The sequence below is a fragment of the Micromonospora sp. NPDC049107 genome (genome assembly GCF_040648595.1).
Classification (GTDB): Bacteria; Actinomycetota; Actinomycetes; order Mycobacteriales; family Micromonosporaceae; genus Micromonospora.
Window position 1 is genome coordinate 79366 of record NZ_JBEZEC010000003.1, and the last position, 17344, is coordinate 96709.

The window sequence follows — 17344 nt, forward strand, 5'->3', positions numbered from 1 at the left end:
CGCGGCCGTCAGTCGCGGGCGTGGCGGAGTAGCAGGACGCCGTCGTCGGCGGCGAGCACGTGCCGCAGCGGCAGGTGCGTCGGCCCGGTGGCGTCGCCGGCGGTGATCCGCCCCGGCCCCGGCCCGGCGAGCAGCGGCGCGACCGTGAGGCAGAGCTCGTCCACCAGGCCGGCCGCGGTGAGCGCGCCGAGCAGGTGCGGGCCGCCCTCGCAGAGCAGCTGTGTCAGCCCGCGTCCGTGCAGCTCGGCCAGGGCGGCGGCGAGGTCGACCCGGCCGGTACCGCAGCGCAGCACGTCGGCGACGTCGGTGAGGCCGGGGGGTGGCTCGGCGTCGGAGTGGGTGAGCACGATCGGCCGGACCGGCGCGTCGGCGAACGCGGCCTGCGCCGGGTCCAGGTCGAGGGCGCCGGAGACGACCACCAACGTCGGGTACGCGGCCAGCCCGTTCGCCCTGCGCCAGGCGCGGCGGCCCTCGTCCAGGCGGACGGCCCGGTACCCCTCGTGCCGCAGGGTGCCGGCGGCCACCACGAGGGCGTCGCAGACCATCCGCAGCAGGCCGAACACCCGCTTGTCCGGTTCGCCCGACAGCCCGGCGGAGAAGCCGTCGACGGTGACCGCGCCGTCCAGGCTGGAGACGAAGTTGACCCGCAGTCGGGGCCGGTCGGCGCGGCCGTAGAGGGCGGTCAACGCCGCGTCGTCGAGGGGCTCGACGGACGGCTCGGGCCACAGCCGCCGGATCGGAATTCCGACCGTCATTCGCCGGCCGGACCGGTGACCGGAGGGGTCGGTTCAGCGGTACGGTGCTGGCAGTCGCACCAGTTCCGGCCCGGGCAGTCGTCGTGCCGCCGGGCCCGGCACGCTCGGCAGATCATGGTCGCAGCCTAAGCCGCGGGAGGACAGGACAGCATGCCGCGTCAGATCTTCCAGCTGAAGATGTCCCTCGCCGGCGTGCGCCCGATCATCTGGCGTCGGGTGCTCGTCCCGGCCGGCTACACGCTGGACCGACTGCACCGGGTCGCGCAGCACGCGATGGGCTGGCGGGACTGCCACCTGCACTCGTTCGAGATCGACACGGTGACCTACGGCGAACCCGTCCCGGACGAGGGCCTGGGGCTGCACGACGAGCTGGACGTCCGGCTGGACGCGGTGCTCGGCAAGGGCAGCAGGTTCTCCTACACGTACGACTTCGGCGACTGGTGGGAGCACGACCTGGTCGTCGAGGACGCACTCACCGCCGACCAGGACGAGCGGTACCCGGTCTGCCTGGACGGGGAGGGCGCCTGCCCGCCGGAGGGAATCGGTGGTCCACTGGGCTACCAGACGCTGCTGGCGGCCCTGGCCGATCCGGCTCATCCGGAGCGGGCTCTGCTGACCGGCTGGGTCACCGGCGGCTTCGACCCGGCGCTCTTCGATCCCGCCGTCGCGACCACGCTGCTGCGTCGCTTCTGCTGAACGGGCTGGTCAGGCTGGCGTCGATGCCTCGTGTGCCGGCCTGAAACAGGGCGGTAACGATCTGGGAACGCTCCCAATGGTCTATTGACACCCTGGTAGCGCCCCGGCAATCTCATGGGAGCGCTCCCGGGGGAGTGGCGGAAGTCTCCTTCACAGCTCTCCCCAGGCGTCCACGGCCACCGGCTGAGCGGCGCGGGGCGCTACAGCACCCCCCACCACGTACGACACACCAAGCCTCACCACTTGAGAGGGGTCAGGATGAGCGTCACCTCACGTCGCCGCTTTGCGGCGATCGCGCTCGCGTCCGTCGCCGTGCTTGCCGCGGCGACCGCCTGCGGCGACGGCGACTCGTCGTCCGATTCGGACGGCGGCAAGGTCACTCTGGTCGTCGACGTCTTCGGCGACCAGGGCTTCGGCTACGAAGATCTCTACAAGCAGTACCAGACGGAGCACCCGAACGTCACGATCCAGGAGCGCGGCAAGGGCCTCGGCCTCGGTGACTACAACACCCGGCTGACGCAGCAGATCACCGCCGGCGCCGGTGCCGGTGACGTCGTCGCCCTCGAAGAGGGCACGATCGTGCAGTTCTTCGCGCAGGCCGACAAGTTCGTGAACCTGGCCGACCACGGCGCCAACGACCTCAAGGGCAACTTCCTGCCGTGGAAGTGGGAGGGTGGCCTCACGCCGGACGGCAAGGTGCTCGGTCTCGGCACCGACGTCGGCGGCATGGCCGTCTGCTACCGCAGCGACCTCTTCAAGGCCGCCGGTCTGCCGACCGACCGCGAGCAGGTCGGCGCCCTCTGGCCGACGTGGGACGCGTTCATCGAGCAGGGCCAGAAGTTCACCGCCGCCGACAAGAAGCACAAGTTCGTCGACTCGGCCACCAACTTCTACAACATCGTGCTGATGCAGACGGCGGGCGCCGGCAACGGCTACACCTACTTCGACAAGAGCAACAAGCTCGTCGTCGGCGAGAACCCGGACGTGCAGACCGCGTTCCAGCAGACCACCAAGATGATCAGCGCGGGTCTGTCGAACAACCTGCGGAGCTTCTCGAACGAGTGGAACGCCGGCTTCAAGAACGGCAGCTTCGCCACCATCGGCTGCCCGGCCTGGATGACGGGTGTCATCAAGGGCCAGGCCGGTGACGCGGCGGCCGGCAAGTGGGACGTCGCCAAGGCGCCGGGCAACGGCGGCAACTGGGGCGGTTCCTGGCTGGCCGTGCCGAAGTCCAGCAAGCACCAGAAGGAAGCCGCTGAGCTGGCCAAGTTCCTGACCAGCGCCAAGAGCCAGACCGAGGCGTTCAAGAAGGTCGGCAACCTGCCCTCGTCGCCGCAGGCCCTCGAGGACCCGGCCGTGCTCGCCGCCACCAACGAGTACTTCAGCGGCGCGCCGATCGGCAAGATCTTCGCCGCTGGCGCCAAGGAGCTGAAGCCGGTCTACCTCGGCCCGAAGAACCAGGCGGTCCGGGACGCGGTCGAGAACGCGCTGCGCAGCATCGAGCAGGGTAAGGCCGCCGACGCCGCTTGGCAGGACGCGGTGAAGAACGGCCAGGCAGCAGGCAAGTAACGGCTGCGACGCGCTCACGGGTGGTGCCGCTCCGGCACCACCCGTGAACCCGCGTCAACACGCCCTGCCGCGGCGCCCCACGAGGCGCCGCCGAGTGTGAAGGACCGCTCATGAGCTCCCTGAAGACCCCCGCGCCACCGGACGCGTCGGCCCGCGGGCCGCGCCCGGCGCCACGGCACTCAACGGCGCGCCGCCGGCAGCTGAACCGGCTGGACCTGCGCTTCACCCCGTACGTCTTCGTCCTGCCGTTCTTCGTGCTCTTCGCGATCTTCGGCGTCTACCCGATCGTCTACACGTTCTGGATCGCGATGACCGACCGGTCACCGATGAACGCGACGATCAGCTTCGTCGGCCTGGACAACTTCGTCGAGCTGTTCACGAACGATCCGCAGTTCTGGAACGCGGTGGTGAACACCTTCGGGATGTTCGCGCTCTCCACCATCCCGCAGCTGCTCATCGCGCTGATGCTGGCCAACGCGTTGAACCGCCGCATCCGCGGCCAGATGTTCTTCCGGCTGGCCATCGCGATGCCGATCATCACCTCGACCGCCGTGGTGGCGCTCATCTTCTCGATGATCTACGCCCGGGACTTCGGCCTGATGAACTGGCTGCTCGACCTGGTCGGTCTCGGCCCCATCGACTGGCGGGCCAACCGCTTCGCCTCCTGGGTCGCCATCGCCACCATGGTCGACTGGCGGTGGGTGGGCTACAACGCCCTCATCTACCTCGCCGCGATGCAGTCGATCAGCAAGGACGTGTACGAGGCGGCCGCCCTCGACGGCGCCTCGCAACGCCGCCAGTTCTGGTCGATCACCATTCCGCAGCTGCGCCCCACCATCATCTTCACGCTGATCATCTCGACCATCGGCGGTCTGCAGCTCTTCACCGAGCCGCTGATGTTCACCAGCGGCTCGGGCGCGCTCTCCGGCGGCACGGAGGGGCAGTTCCAGACGATCACGATGTACCTGCTGGACGTCATGAACCAGCGGTTCCGGTGGGGGTACGCGGGCGCCGTCGCCCTGGTGCTGTTCCTGCTGATCGCGTCCGTCTCGTTCATCAACTACCTGCTGGCCCGCCGCATCAGCTCCGACAAGTGAGGGTGGCCCACCCATGACCAGTACCACTCTGCGACCGCCGTCGGTCCGGCCACCGGCCGAACGCAACGGCATCCGCCACAGCGCGGAGAAGCTCTGGACGGCCAGCCCGCTCACCTGGTTCGGGCTCGTCCTCGGCGTCATCCTGTCGCTCTTCCCGTTCTACTGGATGATCGTCATCGCCTCGCGGACCAGTGACGCCGCGAACTCCTGGCCCCCGCCGTTCCTGCCGGGCGGCAAGCTGGGCGAGAACATCCAGCGGGTGCTCGACAACGGCGACGCGAACATCGTCAAGGGCCTGATGAACTCGTTCCTGGTGTCGGGCACGATCACGGTGGCGACCGTGTTCTTCGGCTCGCTCGCCGGATTCGCGTTCGCCAAACTGCGTTTCCGCGGCAAGAACGCGCTGCTGCTCATCATCCTGGCCTCGATGATGATTCCCATCCAGCTCGGTGTGCTCCCGCTGTACATCCTCATGGCCAAGCTGGAATGGCTGAACACGATGCCGTCGGTGACGGTTCCGTTCCTGATCGGCGGCTTCGGCATCTTCATGATGCGCCAGTACGCCGAGCAGGCGGTGCCCAACGAGCTGATCGAGGCGGCCCGCGTCGACGGCTGCTCCACCTGGCGTGTCTACTGGCACGTGGTGGTGCCGGCGCTGCGGCCCGCGGCGGCCGTGCTCGGGCTGCTCACCTTCATGGAGCAGTGGAACCAGTTCTTCTGGCCCTTCGTGGTGCTCGCCGACCCGGCCAACCCGACCGTGCAGATCTCCCTGCGCAGTCTGAACACCGCGTACTTCGCGGACAATTCTCAGATTTTCGCGGGTACGCTCATCGCTACCCTTCCGCTGTTCATCGTCTTCGTTCTGTTCGGCCGCCAGATCATCGGCGGGATCATGGAAGGTGCCGTCAAGTCGTGAGCAACCCCGCCAGCCCATCCGCCGTCGACCTCGACGAGCGTTCCGGGCTGACCTTTCCACCCGGCTTCCTCTGGGGAGCCGCGACCGCGGCATACCAGATCGAGGGGGCGGCGGCCGAGGACGGCCGCACCCCGTCGATCTGGGACACCTTCAGCCACACCGAGGGCCTGGTGGTCAACGGGCACACCGGCGACGTGGCCTGCGACCACTACCACCGGCTCGGCGACGACGTCGCGTTGATGGCCGAGCTGGGCCTCAAGTCGTACCGTTTCTCGGTCTCCTGGCCCCGGGTGCAGCCCGGTGGCACGGGCGCGGCCAACCCGAAGGGCCTGGACTTCTACCGGCGGCTCGTGGACGAGCTGCTGGCCCACGACATCGAGCCGTGGCTCACCCTCTACCACTGGGACCTTCCCCAGGAGCTGGAGGACGCCGGTGGCTGGCCGTCGCGGGACACCGCCGCCCGCTTCGCCGACTACACGACGCTCGTCGCCGACGCGCTCGGCGACCGGGTGCGCTACTGGACCACCCTGAACGAGCCGTGGTGCTCGGCGTTCCTCGGGTACGGCTCCGGCGTACACGCCCCGGGCCGGTCCAACGGCGCGGACTCGGTGCGCGCCGGCCACCACCTGATGCTCGGGCACGGCCTGGCCGTGCAGGCCCTGCGGGCCGTCCGGCCCACGGCCGAGGTGGGCGTGACCGTCAACCTGTACCCGGTCGACGCGGCCACCGACGCTCCCGCCGACGTGGACGCGGCCCGCCGGATCGACGGGCTGGCCAACCGCTTCTTCCTCGACCCGCTGCTGCGTGGGTCGTACCCGGAGGATCTGGTGGCCGACCTGCGCGAGGTCACCGACTTCGACCACGTCCGCGAGGGTGACCTGGCGACCATCTCCACGCCGCTGGACCTGGTCGGGATCAACTACTACAGCCGGCACGTGGTCGCCGCGCCGATCGAGGGCGCCGAGCCCGAGCCGTACTGGCGGGCACCCTCCTGCTGGCCGGGCAGCGAGGACGTCCGGTTCGTCACCCGGGGCGTTCCGGTGACCGACATGGACTGGGAGATCGACGCCCCGGGCCTGGTGGAGACGCTGCGGCGGGTGCACGAGGAGTACACGGACCTGCCGCTGTACGTCACCGAGAACGGCTCCGCGTTCGTCGACACCGTCGTCGACGGGCAGGTCGACGACGTCGACCGGCTGGCCTACTTCGACGCGCACCTGCGGGCCTGCCACGAAGCGATCAACGCCGGCGTGCCCCTGCGGGGATACTTCGCCTGGTCATTGATGGATAATTTCGAGTGGGCCTGGGGTTACACCAAGCGCTTCGGCATGATCCACGTCGACTACGACAGCCAGCTTCGCATCCCCAAGTCCAGCGCCAGGTGGTACGCCTCGGTGATCCGACGCAACGGTCTGGCCGCACAATAGGCTCGGGCCAGCCATCAGGGCGGTCCCGGCGTCCACTCTCGCGTGGCGCCGGGTCCGCCCGCCGTCGGAGGAGCAGACGATGACAACGCAGCGCACCCGCTCGCTCGGGCGCCCGACCCTCGATGCGGTCGCGGCGCGCGCCGGCGTGGGTCGGGGCACGGTCTCGCGCGTGGTCAACGGCTCGCCCCAGGTCAGCCCGGAGGCCCGGGCCGCGGTCCAACAGGCGATCGCCGAGTTGGGGTACGTGCCGAACCGCGCCGCCCGCGCGCTGGTCACCCAGCGGACCGACTCCGTCGCCCTGGTGGTGTCCGAATCCGGGGAGCGGGTCTTCACCGAGCCGTTCTTCGCGGCGATCGTGCGGGGGATCAGCTCCGGCCTGCTGGAGACGCCCATGCAGCTCTGGCTGGCGATGGCCCAGTCGCCGGTCGAGCGTGAGCGCGTCGAGCACCACCTCACCAACCAGCACGTCGACGGCGTACTGCTGCTGTCGTTGCACGACTCCGACCCGCTGCCCACCCTGCTGGAGGAGCGCGGCCTGCCCGCGGTGCTCGGTGGCCGACCGGCCCGGATGCTGCAACCCGGGGCCCAGCCGGCGTGGTTCGTCGACGTGGACAACGTTGGCGGCGCACGGCAGGCGGTGGAGTACCTGACCAGCCAGGGGCGGCGACGCGTCGCCACCATCGCCGGACCGCAGGACATGGGCGCCGGCCTGGCCCGACTGGCCGGCTACACCGAGGCCGTCAAGGCCACCGGCGTCGGCGTCAACCCCGACCTGATCGCGTACGGCGACTTCAGCGAGAGCAGCGGGGCGACCGCCATGCGCCGGCTGCTGAACGCCTGCCCGGACCTGGACGCCGTCTTCGTCGCGTCCGACCTGATGGCGTTCGGCGCGTTGCGGACCCTGCGCGACGCCGGCCGGCGTGTCCCGGAGGACGTCGCCGTGATCGGCTTCGACGACGCGCCGGTCGCCCGCCAGGCGGACCCACCGTTGACGAGCGTGTTCCAGCCGGTCGAGGAGATGGGCCGGCAGATGGCCCGGCTGCTGGTCGCCCGCATCCGCGGCGACGACCTACCCGCCCCGCACATCCTTCTGGACACCCAACTCGTCCACCGAGCCAGCGCGTAACCACTCCCGCGCGCTCCCCGCCCCCTCTCCCGGCCGATCTTGCACTTGCTGTGGCGACATACGGGATATTCCGCGCGAACTGTCGACAGAAAGTGCAAGATCGCGTGCTGGGGGGCGGGCGCGGGGCGCGGGGCAGGGACGGGGTGGGGGGTTTTAGGGGAGCCAGCGGCGGAGTTCGCGTTTGGCCAGGGAGTTGCGGTGGACCTCGTCGGGACCGTCGGCGAGGCGAAGGGTGCGGGTCTGTGCCCAGAGGGCGGCCAGCGGGGTGTCCTGGCTGACGCCCGCGCCGCCGTACCCCTGGATGGCCTTGTCGATCACCCACTCCGCCATCGCCGGTGTGGCGATCTTGATGGCCTGGATCTCGGTGTGCGCGCCCTTGTTGCCGACGGTGTCCATCAGCCAGGCCGTCTTAAGCACCAGCAGGCGGGCCTGTTCGATGCGGACCCGCGATTCGGCGATCCACTCCCGCACGACGCCCTGCTCGGCGAGGGGGCGACCGAACGCGATCCGCTCGTTGGCCCGGCGACACAGCAGCTCCAGTGCCCGCTCGGCCATTCCGATCAACCGCATGCAGTGGTGGATGCGCCCCGGGCCGAGTCGCGCCTGGGCGATGGCGAAGCCGGTGCCCTCCGCGCCGATCAGATTGGCCGCCGGCACCCGTACGTCGGTGAAGTCGATCTCGGCGTGCCCGCCGTGCGTACCGTCGGAGTAGCCGAAGACGTGCATGCCCCGGCGGACGGTCACGCCCGGCGTGTCCCGGGGGACGAGCACCATGCTCTGCTGGCGGTGCCGGTCGGCGTCCGGGTCGGTCTTGCCCATCACGATGAGGATCTCGCAGCGCGGGTCCATGGCGCCGGACGACCACCACTTGCGGCCGTTGACGACGTACTCGTCGCCGTCGCGGGTGATCCGGGTGGCGATGTTGGTCGCGTCGGACGAGGCGACCTCCGGCTCGGTCATGCAGAAGGCCGAGCGGATCTCGCCCTCCAGCAGCGGCACGAGCCAGCGCTCGCGCTGGGCGTCCGAGCCGAACTCGGCCAGCAGCTCCATGTTGCCCGTGTCCGGGGCCGCGCAGTTGACCGCTTCGGGCGCCAGGTGCGGGCTGCGCCCGGTCAGCTCGGCGAGCGGCGCGTACTGGAGGTTGGTCAGGCCGGCGCCGTAGCGCGGATCGGGCAGGAAAAGGTTCCACAGGCCGCGCTTGCGGGCCTCGGCCTTCAGCTCGGCCAGCACCGGGGTACGCGACCACTCCTCGCCGGTGGCCGCCTGCTCGGCGTGCACCGGCTCGGCCGGGTAGACGTGCTCGGTCAGGAACCGGGTCAGCTCGTCGCGCAGCTCCTCGGTCCGGGCGTCGTACGCGAAGTCCATCACCGCTCCCTGGCGGCGGTCAGCCCGTGCGCGACCAGCGGTGCCACCATCTCGCCGATCCGGTCGAAGCCCTCGCCGAGCGTCTGCCCGAGCGTGTGACGGTAGTGGATGCCCTCGCAGATGACGGCGAGCTTGAAGCAGCCCAGCGCCACGTGCCAGTGCAGCGGCCCGACGTCGACGTCGCTGCGCCCGGCGTACCTGTCGATCAGCTCCGCGCCGGTGGGGAAGCCGGCGCGCGGGCCGAGGCCGTCGGCGACGGGATTGCCGGCGGCGGTGTCGCTGTCGCCCAGCACGTCCCAGTACGTCAGCAGCAGCCCCAGGTCGGCGAGGGGATCGCCGAGGGTGGCCATCTCCCAGTCGAGGACGGCGTGTACGGCCACCGGGTCGGCCGAGGCGAGGAGGTTGTCCAGCCGGTAGTCGCCGTGCAAGATGCGGCCGGCGTTCGCGCCCTCGGGGGCGGTCGCGGCGAGCAGGTCGCGCAGTTCGTCGATGCCGGGCAGGTCGCGGCTGCGCGAGCGGTCGAGCTGCCCGGCCCAGCGGCGGACCTGCCGGGCCAGGTAGCCCTCGGGGCGGCCGAAGTCGGCGAGCCCGACGGCGGCCGGCTCGACGGTGTGCAACGCGGCGAGGGTGTCCATCATCGCCATGGCGAGGGCCCGGCGTCGTTCGTCGCCCAGCGGGTCGGTCTGGGCGCGGGTGCGGAACACCTCGCCGGGCATCCGTTCCATCAGGTAGAACGGTGCGCCGAGAACCTCGGTGTCGGTGCAGAGCAGCAGCGCGCCGGGGACCGGCACCTCGGTGGGCGCCAGCGCCGAGATGACCCGGAACTCGCGGGCCATGTCGTGCGCGGTGGCCAGCACGTGCCCCAGCGGTGGGCGGCGTAGCACGACCTCCCGCTCGCCGAAGCGCAGCAGGTAGGTGAGGTTGGACTTGCCGCCCGCGATCAGGTGGGCGCGCAGCGGCCCGGCGGTCAGCTCGGGTCGGTGCGTCGCCAGGTAGCTCGCGAGGCGATCGAGGTCGATCCCGGCGGGGGCGGCCGGAACAGCGCCCGGCCGGAGCGCGCTGGCGGCCGGATCACTCATCCGACTAGTTGATGGCAGCCCGTTCACGTTGTCAAGGTCAGGTACGCCTGACGTGCCGTGGTCAGCGCTTCGGCCAGGTGAGGTGGCGTCGCCGGTGGTCGAGCCAGTCGACGGGCGATCTCCCCTTCTTGCGACATTTGCCCAGATATCGTCTTGACGGGCGGACCGCGGCAGTGGTCTCCGGAGCGGTGGGGGGCGATCGTGGCGAAGGCGAGCGAGGGTACGACGACGGTGGGCGAGCTGTTGCTCAGCCGGCTCTACGACCTCGGAGTACGCCATGTCTTCGGGCTGCCGGGCGACTACAACATGGACTTCCTCGATCAGATCGAGGCGTTCGACGGGATCGAGTGGGTCGGCAGTTGCAACGAGCTCAACGCCGGCTACAGCGCCGATGGATACGCCCGCCTCGCCGGTGTGGCCGCGATCCTCACGACGTTCGGTCCCGGCGAACTGTCGGCGGTCAACGCCCTCGCCGGGGCCATGGCGGAGTCGGTGCCGATCGTCTCGATCGTCGGCGGTCCGACCGCGGAGATCATGCGGCAGCGCACCTCCATGCACCACTCGCTCGCCGACGGCGACTTCGACCACTGGGTACGGGTGGCACGCGAGGTGACGGTCGCCCAGACCTCGCTGACGCCGCAGAACGCGCTGGACGAGGTCGACCGGGTGCTCACCGAGTGCTGGTCGCAGCAGCGTCCGGTCTACGTCCGGATGCCCGGCGACGTGGTCCACGCCGAGGTCGCCGAGCCGGGGCGACCGTTCACCCGCCCCGAGCCGGTCGTCTCACCCGGGCAACTCGACGCCTTCGCCACCGCCGCCCGGCGGCTGCTCGCCGGCGCCGAGCGGCCCGCCCTGCTGGTGGGAAACCTGCCGATCCGCCTGCACCTCGGCGCTGCCGTCACCGCCCTGGCCGCCGAACGGAACTGGCCGGTCGCCGCGCAGTCGCTGGGACGGGGACTGCTGGACGAGTCCGACCCGCACTACGTGGGCGCCTACAACGGCGGTGACAGCGTCGACGAGGTCCGCGCGGTCGTGGAGGACGCGGACGCGCTCGTCTGTGTGGGCGCCACGTTCTTCGACTGGGACGGCCTGTTCACCGCCGACATCAAGGTCGACCGGGTCATCAGCCTGCACCGCGACGCCGCCGTCGTCGGCGGCACCCGCTTCGCCCCGGTCGCCCTGCCGGCAGCGCTGCGGTGCCTGCACGAGATCGCCCCGAACCGTACGGCGCAGTGGTCACGCGCGCCGTTGCTCGCGGCCGACCCGCCCGCACTCGACCCGTCGAGCAACGAGCCGATCCGGCAGGCACGGCTCTGGCCGGCGATCCAGCGGATGCTGCGCGAGGGGGACATCTTCGTCCCGGAGACCGGCACCCCTTCCTTCGGCGCGGCGACGATGCGCCTGCCCGCCGACGTCACCGTCGTGTGGCCGCCCATCTGGGGCTCGATCGGCTACGCCACCCCGGCCGCCTTCGGAGCCGCGGTGGCGGCACCGGATCGACGGACGGTGCTGGTCACCGGCGACGGATCACTGCAGCTGACCGTGCAGGAGATCAGCCGGATGCTCGCCACGAACCAACGCCCGATCATCATCGTGGTCAACAACGGCGGCTACACCGTCGAGCGGGCGGTCGACGGGCGGCACCAGCCGTACAACGACATCGACAACTGGCGGTACACGGATCTGCCGGCGGTGTTCGGACGGGACCGGGGCTTCACCGCGCACGTCGCCCGTACCGAAGCCGAGCTGGCCGCCATCCTGGCCGGCATCGACGGCCCTCCGGCCCAGTTGACCCTGATCGAGGTGGAGACCGACCCACTGGACCTGCCCACCGGCATGCCCCAGTGGGGTCGGGAGACGTCCGCCGCCGACTACCACGCACAGCTCGCCTCCACGCCGGTCCTGCCCCTGGGTGGGCTCCCCTGAGCGTCAGCGTCCGGTTTCGCCCCGTAATCGGCCGCCGGAATTTCCGCTCGGGATATGCCTCTGCAACAGGGACGAAATGGTCACCCGGCAGGCTGTGAGCAGCCCGCCGGCCGTCGCCGGCCCGCCGAGCGGAGGGACAGACATGTTGCTGCGAGTTCGGGTCACCCTGCCGGACCGTCCGGGCACCCTCGGTCAGGTCGCCCGCACGCTGGGTGTCTCCGGCGCGGACATCGTGCAGGTCGTGGTCCTGGAGCGCCTCGGCGGGCGCGCGGTGGACGACTTCACGGTGGTGTGGCCCGGCGCGGCACGGGTCGAGCGTCTGCTGGCCGGTCTCGCGGCGATCCCGGGCGTACGGGTGGACGGTGTGTGGCGGGCGATCGGCGCGCCCACCACCACCGGCCAGGACGCGGAGCTGCTGGCCCAAGTCGCGGCGAACCCGGCCGACGGACTGGCGACCCTGGTGGACGCCGTACCGGGCCTGCTGGCGGCCGACTGGGCGGTGGCGGCCGTGGTCCCGGTGGACTGGGCGTCGCGTACGGGGGGTGGCGGGGCCACCGTCGGTCACGCGAGCTGGCGCGCTCCCGTACCGCCGCGGTTGCCGGAGGTGACTCCGCTGCGCGGGCGGTCGATGACCGCCCCCGACGGCACCCACTACGGGATCGCCCCGTTCGGGCGGGCGGGTCTGGTGCTGGTGGTGGCCCGCGAGCACAACGAGACCCTCTGCGCCGCGGGTTTCCACAGCACGGAGGTCGACCGGCTCACCCAACTCGTCCGGGCCAGCGCGGTCATCCTGGGCGACCGACTGGACCTGGTCGGTGCGCCTCCGGTGGTCGCCGGTCCCTGACCAGCGCGAGGAGTTCCCGGGTCGACACCGGCGAGCAACCGGGCGGCAACAGCCGCGGACGAGGCTCTGGGTGGGGAAGGGAGCCAACCCATGACGTTGTGGCGGATCCGAGCGACAGTGGACGACCGGCCCGGCTATCTGTCGGTCCTCACGGCGAGCCTCGCGCTGCGCGGGGTCAACATCCTCACGGTGCAGGTGCAGCCCACCGAGCATGGCGCGGTCGACGACTTCCTGGTGGACGCGCCGGACACGCTCGACGAGACCGAGCTGATCGCCGCCGTCGAACGAGGGCGCGGGCGGGACTGCTGGGTGGCGCGCAGCGAGGCGCGCGGCCTGGTCGACCAACCGACCCGGGTGCTCGGCCTGGCCAACCGGCTGGTGCGCGATCCGGACGCGACGGGTGAGGCGTTGCGTACGCTGCTCGGCGCCGACTCGGTGAGCTGGCGTCCGGCGGCGACCGGTACGGACCGGGGCAGCACCGGCACGAGCATGGTGCTGGCCGACCCGGCGGGCGGCACGTTCGCGCTGCGCCGGACGGCGCCCGCCTTCACTCCGGCGGAGTACGCCCGGGCACAGGCCCTGGTCGAGTTGGCCGCCACCGTGGCTCGGCGGGCCGCCGAGCAGGTGACCCTGGTGCTGCCGGACGGCGTCGAGGTGGCGGTGCGACCGGCGTGCGCGGACGACCTGGCGGGTGTGGTGGAGCTGCACGAGTCGTGCTCCCCGCGCAGTCGGGAACGGCGCTACCTGAGTGGGGCGGCGCTGCCGCGACCGGCCCGACTGCGTCGACTGTTGGAGCCGGTTCGGGGGCTCACCCTGGTCGCGACGACCACCGACACCGACGGCGCGGTGGTCGCCATGGCGAACCTGCTCGGCGAGGGCGACGAGGCCGAGGTGGCGCTTCTGGTCCGCGACGACTGGCAGCGGCGTGGGCTGGGCTCGGCCCTGCTGCGCCGGCTGGTGTCGCACGCCGACCGGGCCGCCTACGCGGCGTTGGTGTTGCACGTGCGGGCGGACAACGCGCCCATGCTGCGGACGCTGCGTCGACTGGACCGGCCCAGCTCGGTGCAGCGGGACGGCGGTCTGCTCGCGCTGACCGTACCGCTCGGGGTTCCGATGCCGTCCGAAACGACCACGACCGGCCACCGGGGGATGTCCGGGACCGACCGACGGCCTCGGTAGATCGGGCTGAGCTGGGACGACGTCTCGGACGGACCTGGCGGCCGGGTCGACTTTCCGCGCGGTGACACGCGTGTCGCCGTAACGTCGGCGAGCGCGATGGCGCTGTGGCGCGGCGTGGGCTTCCCATTCGACGTGGCGCACATTACATTGTCGGATATCCATGGGAGCGCTTCCATGCCCGTGGCCACACCGCCACCCCCGCTGTCGCCGGTGGCCGTGCCGCCCCCACGCCGTCCCGCGTCGGTGCGACCGCCGGCGGCGCCTGGCTAACAGGAGCCCTTCATGCGCCACCTGACCCGGCCGTCCACCGGCCACCCCGGCCGGTCGCCCGTCGACCAACCGTGGCCCCGGCGGCTGCTGGCCGCCGGCGTCGCCCTGCTCACCGGCGCGGCCCTCGCGGTCGCCGCGCCGACGCCCGGACCGGCGTCCGCCGCGCCCACCTTCAACTACGCCGAGGCGTTGCAGAAGTCGCTGCTGTTCTACGAGGCGCAGCAGTCCGGCCAACTGCCCGACTGGAACCGCGTCTCCTGGCGCGGCGACAGCGCGCTCACCGACGGCGCCGGTACGGGAGTCGATCTGACCGGCGGCTGGTACGACGCCGGCGACCACGTCAAGTTCGGCTTCCCGATGGCGTTCAGCGCCACCATGCTCGCCTGGGGCGCGGTGGAGTACCGCAGCGGCTACAGCGCCTCCGGCCAGTTGCCGCACCTGCTGAACAACCTGCGCTTCGTCAACGACTACTTCATCAAGGCGCACCCGTCGGCGAACGTCCTCTACGGACAGGTCGGCAAGGGCGACGACGACCACAAGTGGTGGGGCCCGGCCGAGGTGCTGCCGATGGCGCGGCCCGCGTACAAGATTGATGCGAGCTGTGGCGGCGCGGACCTGGCGGGGGAGACGGCGGCGGCGATGGCCGCGTCCTCGATGGTGTTCCGGCCCACCGACGCGACCTACGCGGACAAGCTGCTCACCCACGCCCGGCAGCTCTACACGTTCGCCGACACCGTGCGGAAGGCCTACAGCGAGTGCATCACCGACGCGGCCGCGTTCTACAAGTCGTGGAGCGGCTACCAGGACGAGCTGGTGTGGGCCACCATCTGGCTCTACCGGGCCACCGGCGACGCCAGCTACCTGACCAAGGCCGAGAGTGAGTACGACAAGCTCGGCACCGAGCCGCAGTCCACGACCCGTTCCTACAAGTGGACGATCGCCTGGGACAACAAGCAGTTCGGCGCGTACGTGCTGCTGGCGAACCTGACCGGCAAGCAGAAGTACGTCGACGACGCCAACCGCTGGCTGGACTACTGGACGGTCGGGGTGAACGGGCAGCGGGTGCCGTACTCGCCCGGTGGGATGGCGGTGCTCGACTCCTGGGGCGCACTGCGCTACGCGGCCAACACCTCCTTCGCCGCGCTGGTCTACAGCGACAAGACCACCGACACCACCCGCAAGGCGCGGTACCACGACTTCGCCGTCCGGCAGATCAACTACGCGCTCGGCGACAACCCGCGCAACTCCAGCTACGTCATCGGGTTCGGCGCCAACGCGCCGAAGAACCCGCACCACCGCACCGCGCACGGGTCCTGGTGGGACAGCCAGACCGTGCCCGTCGAGACCCGACACACCCTCTACGGCGCGCTGGTCGGCGGCCCGTCCTCGGCCAACGACGCGTACACCGACAGTCGGTCGGACTACGTGATGAACGAGGTGGCCACCGACTACAACGCCGGCTTCACGTCCGCGCTGGTCCGGCTGACCTCCGAGTACGGCGGCACCCCGCTGGCGAACTTCCCGGTCGCCGAGACGCCCGACATGGACGAGATGACCGTGGAGACCACCGTCATGCAGGCCGAGCCGCGGGCCACCGGGCTCAAGGCGATCGTCTACAACAAGTCGGCGTTCCCGGCCCGCGCGCTGACCAACGGCAAGTTCCGGTACTACTTCCGGCCCGACGGCAGCGGCCCGGTGCAGGTCACCTCCGGCTACACCCAGGGCTGCCCGTCGCCGACCACCGCCAAGCAGTACAGCGGCGACATCTGGTACGTCGAGGTGGACTGCACCGGCTACACCATCGCCCCGGCCGGACAGTCGGCACACCGGATGGAGGTCCAGTTCAAGATCGGTGTGCCGGAGGGCGGCACCTGGGATCCGACCAACGACCCGTCGTACCAGGCCACCGCCGGGCCGAACCGCAAGGTTCCGCTCTACGCCGGCAGCACCCGCGTCTGGGGTGACGAGCCGGGGCCGGTCGTGCCGGACACCACCGCGCCGAGCGTCCCGGGCAAGCCGGTGGCGTCCAATCTCGCGTCCCGCTCGGTGACCCTGACCTGGTCGGCGTCCACCGACAGCGGCGGTAGCGGGCTGGCCGGCTACAACGTCCGCGAGGTCCAGGTCAACAGCGACACGGTCGTCGTCCGGCCGGTCACCGGCACGACGCTGACCATCTCGACGCTGCTGCCGGCGACGTCGTACGAGTTCACCGTCGTGGCCCGCGACGGCGCGGGCAACACCTCGGCGGCCTCGCCGGTGCTCACCGTGACCACGCCGCCGACCGGCTCCACCGACACGACCGTGCCGAGCACGCCCGGCACGCCGGTCGCCTCGGCGGTCACCGCGACCGGCCTCACCCTGGCCTGGACACCGTCGACCGACAACGTGGGCGTCACCGGCTACCGGGTCTACCGCGAGGCCGGCGCGACCGACGCGCTCATCGGGTCGCCGACCGGCAGCACCCTCGCGGTGACCGGGCTGACCGCCTCCACGGCGTACCAGTTCTACGTGGTGGCCGTCGACGCGGCCGGCAACACCTCCGCGGCGTCCGCGCCGGTCTCGGTGACCACGGCGGCGCCGCCGGTCGGCGGCACCTGCTCGGTCGGGTACGCCACGACGGACTGGAACACCGGCTTCACCGCGACGGTGACGATCACCAACACCGGCACCGCCGCGATCAACGGCTGGACCCTGCGGTTCAGCTTCCCGGGCGGGCAGACCGTCAGCCAGGGCTGGTCGGCGACCGTCAGCCAGGCCGGCGCGGCGGTCACCGCGACGAACCTGTCCTACAACGGCACGATCGCGCCGGGCGCGTCGGTGAGCTTCGGCTTCAACGGCACGCACAGCGGCAGCAACCCGAAGCCGACCGCCTTCACCGTGAACAACACCACCTGCGCCGTCGCCTGACTCGTTGACGGGTCGTGGCGTGGCCGGCGCCGAACTCTGGCGACCGGCCACGCCGCGCAGGGCCAAAACATTTCCGAAACATTTCCGAAAACTCCATTGCCCGGACCGGTGCGTGGTTAGCATCGACTGAGTTAGATGTCTCAATCGATACATCCGGTCGTCCTCGCCCTCGGCGGCCCGGGTGTTGG

At 71.1% G+C, this 17344-nt stretch carries 13 protein-coding genes; 10 read left to right on the forward strand and 3 right to left on the reverse strand.

The window, feature by feature from the left end; genetic code table 11:
• Window positions 1-8 precede the first annotated feature (8 nt).
• Window positions 9-755 (reverse strand): pyrimidine reductase family protein, encoded by a 747-nt coding sequence (locus AB0B55_RS08595; RefSeq protein ID WP_357171290.1) that lies wholly within the window; start codon window positions 753-755, stop codon window positions 9-11.
• A gap of 150 nt (window positions 756-905) precedes the next feature.
• On the opposite strand from AB0B55_RS08595, the gene AB0B55_RS08600 reads away from it, so the two are divergent.
• The 6 genes from AB0B55_RS08600 to AB0B55_RS08625 all read left to right on the forward strand — a co-directional run bounded on the left by AB0B55_RS08600 (window position 906) and on the right by AB0B55_RS08625 (window position 7586).
• On the forward strand, window positions 906-1451 hold the full coding sequence (locus AB0B55_RS08600; RefSeq protein WP_357122888.1) for a plasmid pRiA4b ORF-3 family protein: 546 nt from the start codon (window positions 906-908) through the stop codon (window positions 1449-1451).
• Between the two features lie 258 nt (window positions 1452-1709).
• A complete protein-coding gene (locus AB0B55_RS08605; protein ID WP_357122891.1) occupies window positions 1710-3020 on the forward strand; it encodes an extracellular solute-binding protein in 1311 nt (436 codons plus the stop codon).
• A gap of 110 nt (window positions 3021-3130) precedes the next feature.
• A complete protein-coding gene (locus tag AB0B55_RS08610) occupies window positions 3131-4117 on the forward strand; it encodes a sugar ABC transporter permease (protein ID WP_357122894.1) in 987 nt (328 codons plus the stop codon).
• Between the two features lie 70 nt (window positions 4118-4187).
• Window positions 4188-5033 (forward strand): carbohydrate ABC transporter permease, encoded by an 846-nt coding sequence (locus AB0B55_RS08615; RefSeq protein ID WP_355051884.1) that lies wholly within the window; start codon window positions 4188-4190, stop codon window positions 5031-5033.
• Complete coding sequence (locus AB0B55_RS08620) at window positions 5030-6460, forward strand: GH1 family beta-glucosidase (protein ID WP_357122897.1); 1431 nt, start codon at window positions 5030-5032, stop codon at window positions 6458-6460. The genes AB0B55_RS08615 and AB0B55_RS08620 overlap by 4 nt, the downstream gene beginning before the upstream one ends.
• Before the next feature lie 79 nt (window positions 6461-6539).
• Window positions 6540-7586, forward strand: a complete 1047-nt coding sequence (locus tag AB0B55_RS08625) for a LacI family DNA-binding transcriptional regulator (RefSeq protein WP_357122900.1) — start codon at window positions 6540-6542, stop codon at window positions 7584-7586.
• 153 nt (window positions 7587-7739) lie between these two features.
• Here the strand turns inward: AB0B55_RS08625 and AB0B55_RS08630 are convergent, their stop codons facing one another.
• Together AB0B55_RS08630 and AB0B55_RS08635 are read right to left on the reverse strand one after the other, a co-directional pair.
• The gene (locus AB0B55_RS08630; protein ID WP_357171292.1) at window positions 7740-8951 is read right to left on the reverse strand and encodes an acyl-CoA dehydrogenase family protein; all 1212 of its coding nucleotides are present in this window, start codon (window positions 8949-8951) and stop codon (window positions 7740-7742) included.
• Window positions 8951-10030, reverse strand: coding sequence for a phosphotransferase family protein (locus AB0B55_RS08635; protein WP_357171294.1), 1080 nt, complete (start codon window positions 10028-10030; stop codon window positions 8951-8953). Before AB0B55_RS08635 ends, AB0B55_RS08630 begins: the two co-directional genes overlap by 1 nt.
• Window positions 10031-10231: 201 nt before the next feature.
• Between AB0B55_RS08635 and AB0B55_RS08640 the strand changes: the two genes are divergently transcribed.
• The 4 genes from AB0B55_RS08640 (at window position 10232) to AB0B55_RS08655 (ending at window position 17156) form a co-directional block, all read left to right on the forward strand.
• On the forward strand, window positions 10232-11956 hold the full coding sequence (locus AB0B55_RS08640; protein WP_357122909.1) for a thiamine pyrophosphate-binding protein: 1725 nt from the start codon (window positions 10232-10234) through the stop codon (window positions 11954-11956).
• 142 nt (window positions 11957-12098) lie between these two features.
• Window positions 12099-12800 carry an amino acid-binding protein gene (locus AB0B55_RS08645; RefSeq protein ID WP_357171296.1) on the forward strand — a complete coding sequence of 234 codons (702 nt, stop codon included), beginning with the start codon at window positions 12099-12101 and terminating at the stop codon, window positions 12798-12800.
• A 90-nt stretch (window positions 12801-12890) separates the two neighbouring features.
• Window positions 12891-13979, forward strand: a complete 1089-nt coding sequence (locus tag AB0B55_RS08650) for a GNAT family N-acetyltransferase (RefSeq protein WP_357171297.1) — start codon at window positions 12891-12893, stop codon at window positions 13977-13979.
• Window positions 13980-14261: 282 nt separating this feature from the next.
• The gene (locus AB0B55_RS08655) at window positions 14262-17156 is read left to right on the forward strand and encodes a glycoside hydrolase family 9 protein (protein WP_357171299.1); all 2895 of its coding nucleotides are present in this window, start codon (window positions 14262-14264) and stop codon (window positions 17154-17156) included.
• Window positions 17157-17344 lie beyond the last annotated feature (188 nt).

Bases quoted from the DNA above. Each gene is read 5' to 3' on its own strand.
- AB0B55_RS08595 (WP_357171290.1), bottom strand. From the start codon at position 755: ATGACGGTCGGAATTCCGATCCGGCGGCTGTGGCCCGAGCCGTCCGTC.
- AB0B55_RS08600 (WP_357122888.1), top strand. From the start codon at position 906: ATGCCGCGTCAGATCTTCCAGCTGAAGATGTCCCTCGCCGGCGTGCGC.
- AB0B55_RS08605 (WP_357122891.1), top strand. From the start codon at position 1,710: ATGAGCGTCACCTCACGTCGCCGCTTTGCGGCGATCGCGCTCGCGTCC.
- AB0B55_RS08610 (WP_357122894.1), top strand. From the start codon at position 3,131: ATGAGCTCCCTGAAGACCCCCGCGCCACCGGACGCGTCGGCCCGCGGG.
- AB0B55_RS08625 (WP_357122900.1), top strand. From the start codon at position 6,540: ATGACAACGCAGCGCACCCGCTCGCTCGGGCGCCCGACCCTCGATGCG.
- AB0B55_RS08630 (WP_357171292.1), bottom strand. From the start codon at position 8,951: ATGGACTTCGCGTACGACGCCCGGACCGAGGAGCTGCGCGACGAGCTG.
- AB0B55_RS08635 (WP_357171294.1), bottom strand. From the start codon at position 10,030: ATGAGTGATCCGGCCGCCAGCGCGCTCCGGCCGGGCGCTGTTCCGGCC.
- AB0B55_RS08645 (WP_357171296.1), top strand. From the start codon at position 12,099: ATGTTGCTGCGAGTTCGGGTCACCCTGCCGGACCGTCCGGGCACCCTC.
- AB0B55_RS08650 (WP_357171297.1), top strand. From the start codon at position 12,891: ATGACGTTGTGGCGGATCCGAGCGACAGTGGACGACCGGCCCGGCTAT.
- AB0B55_RS08655 (WP_357171299.1), top strand. From the start codon at position 14,262: ATGCGCCACCTGACCCGGCCGTCCACCGGCCACCCCGGCCGGTCGCCC.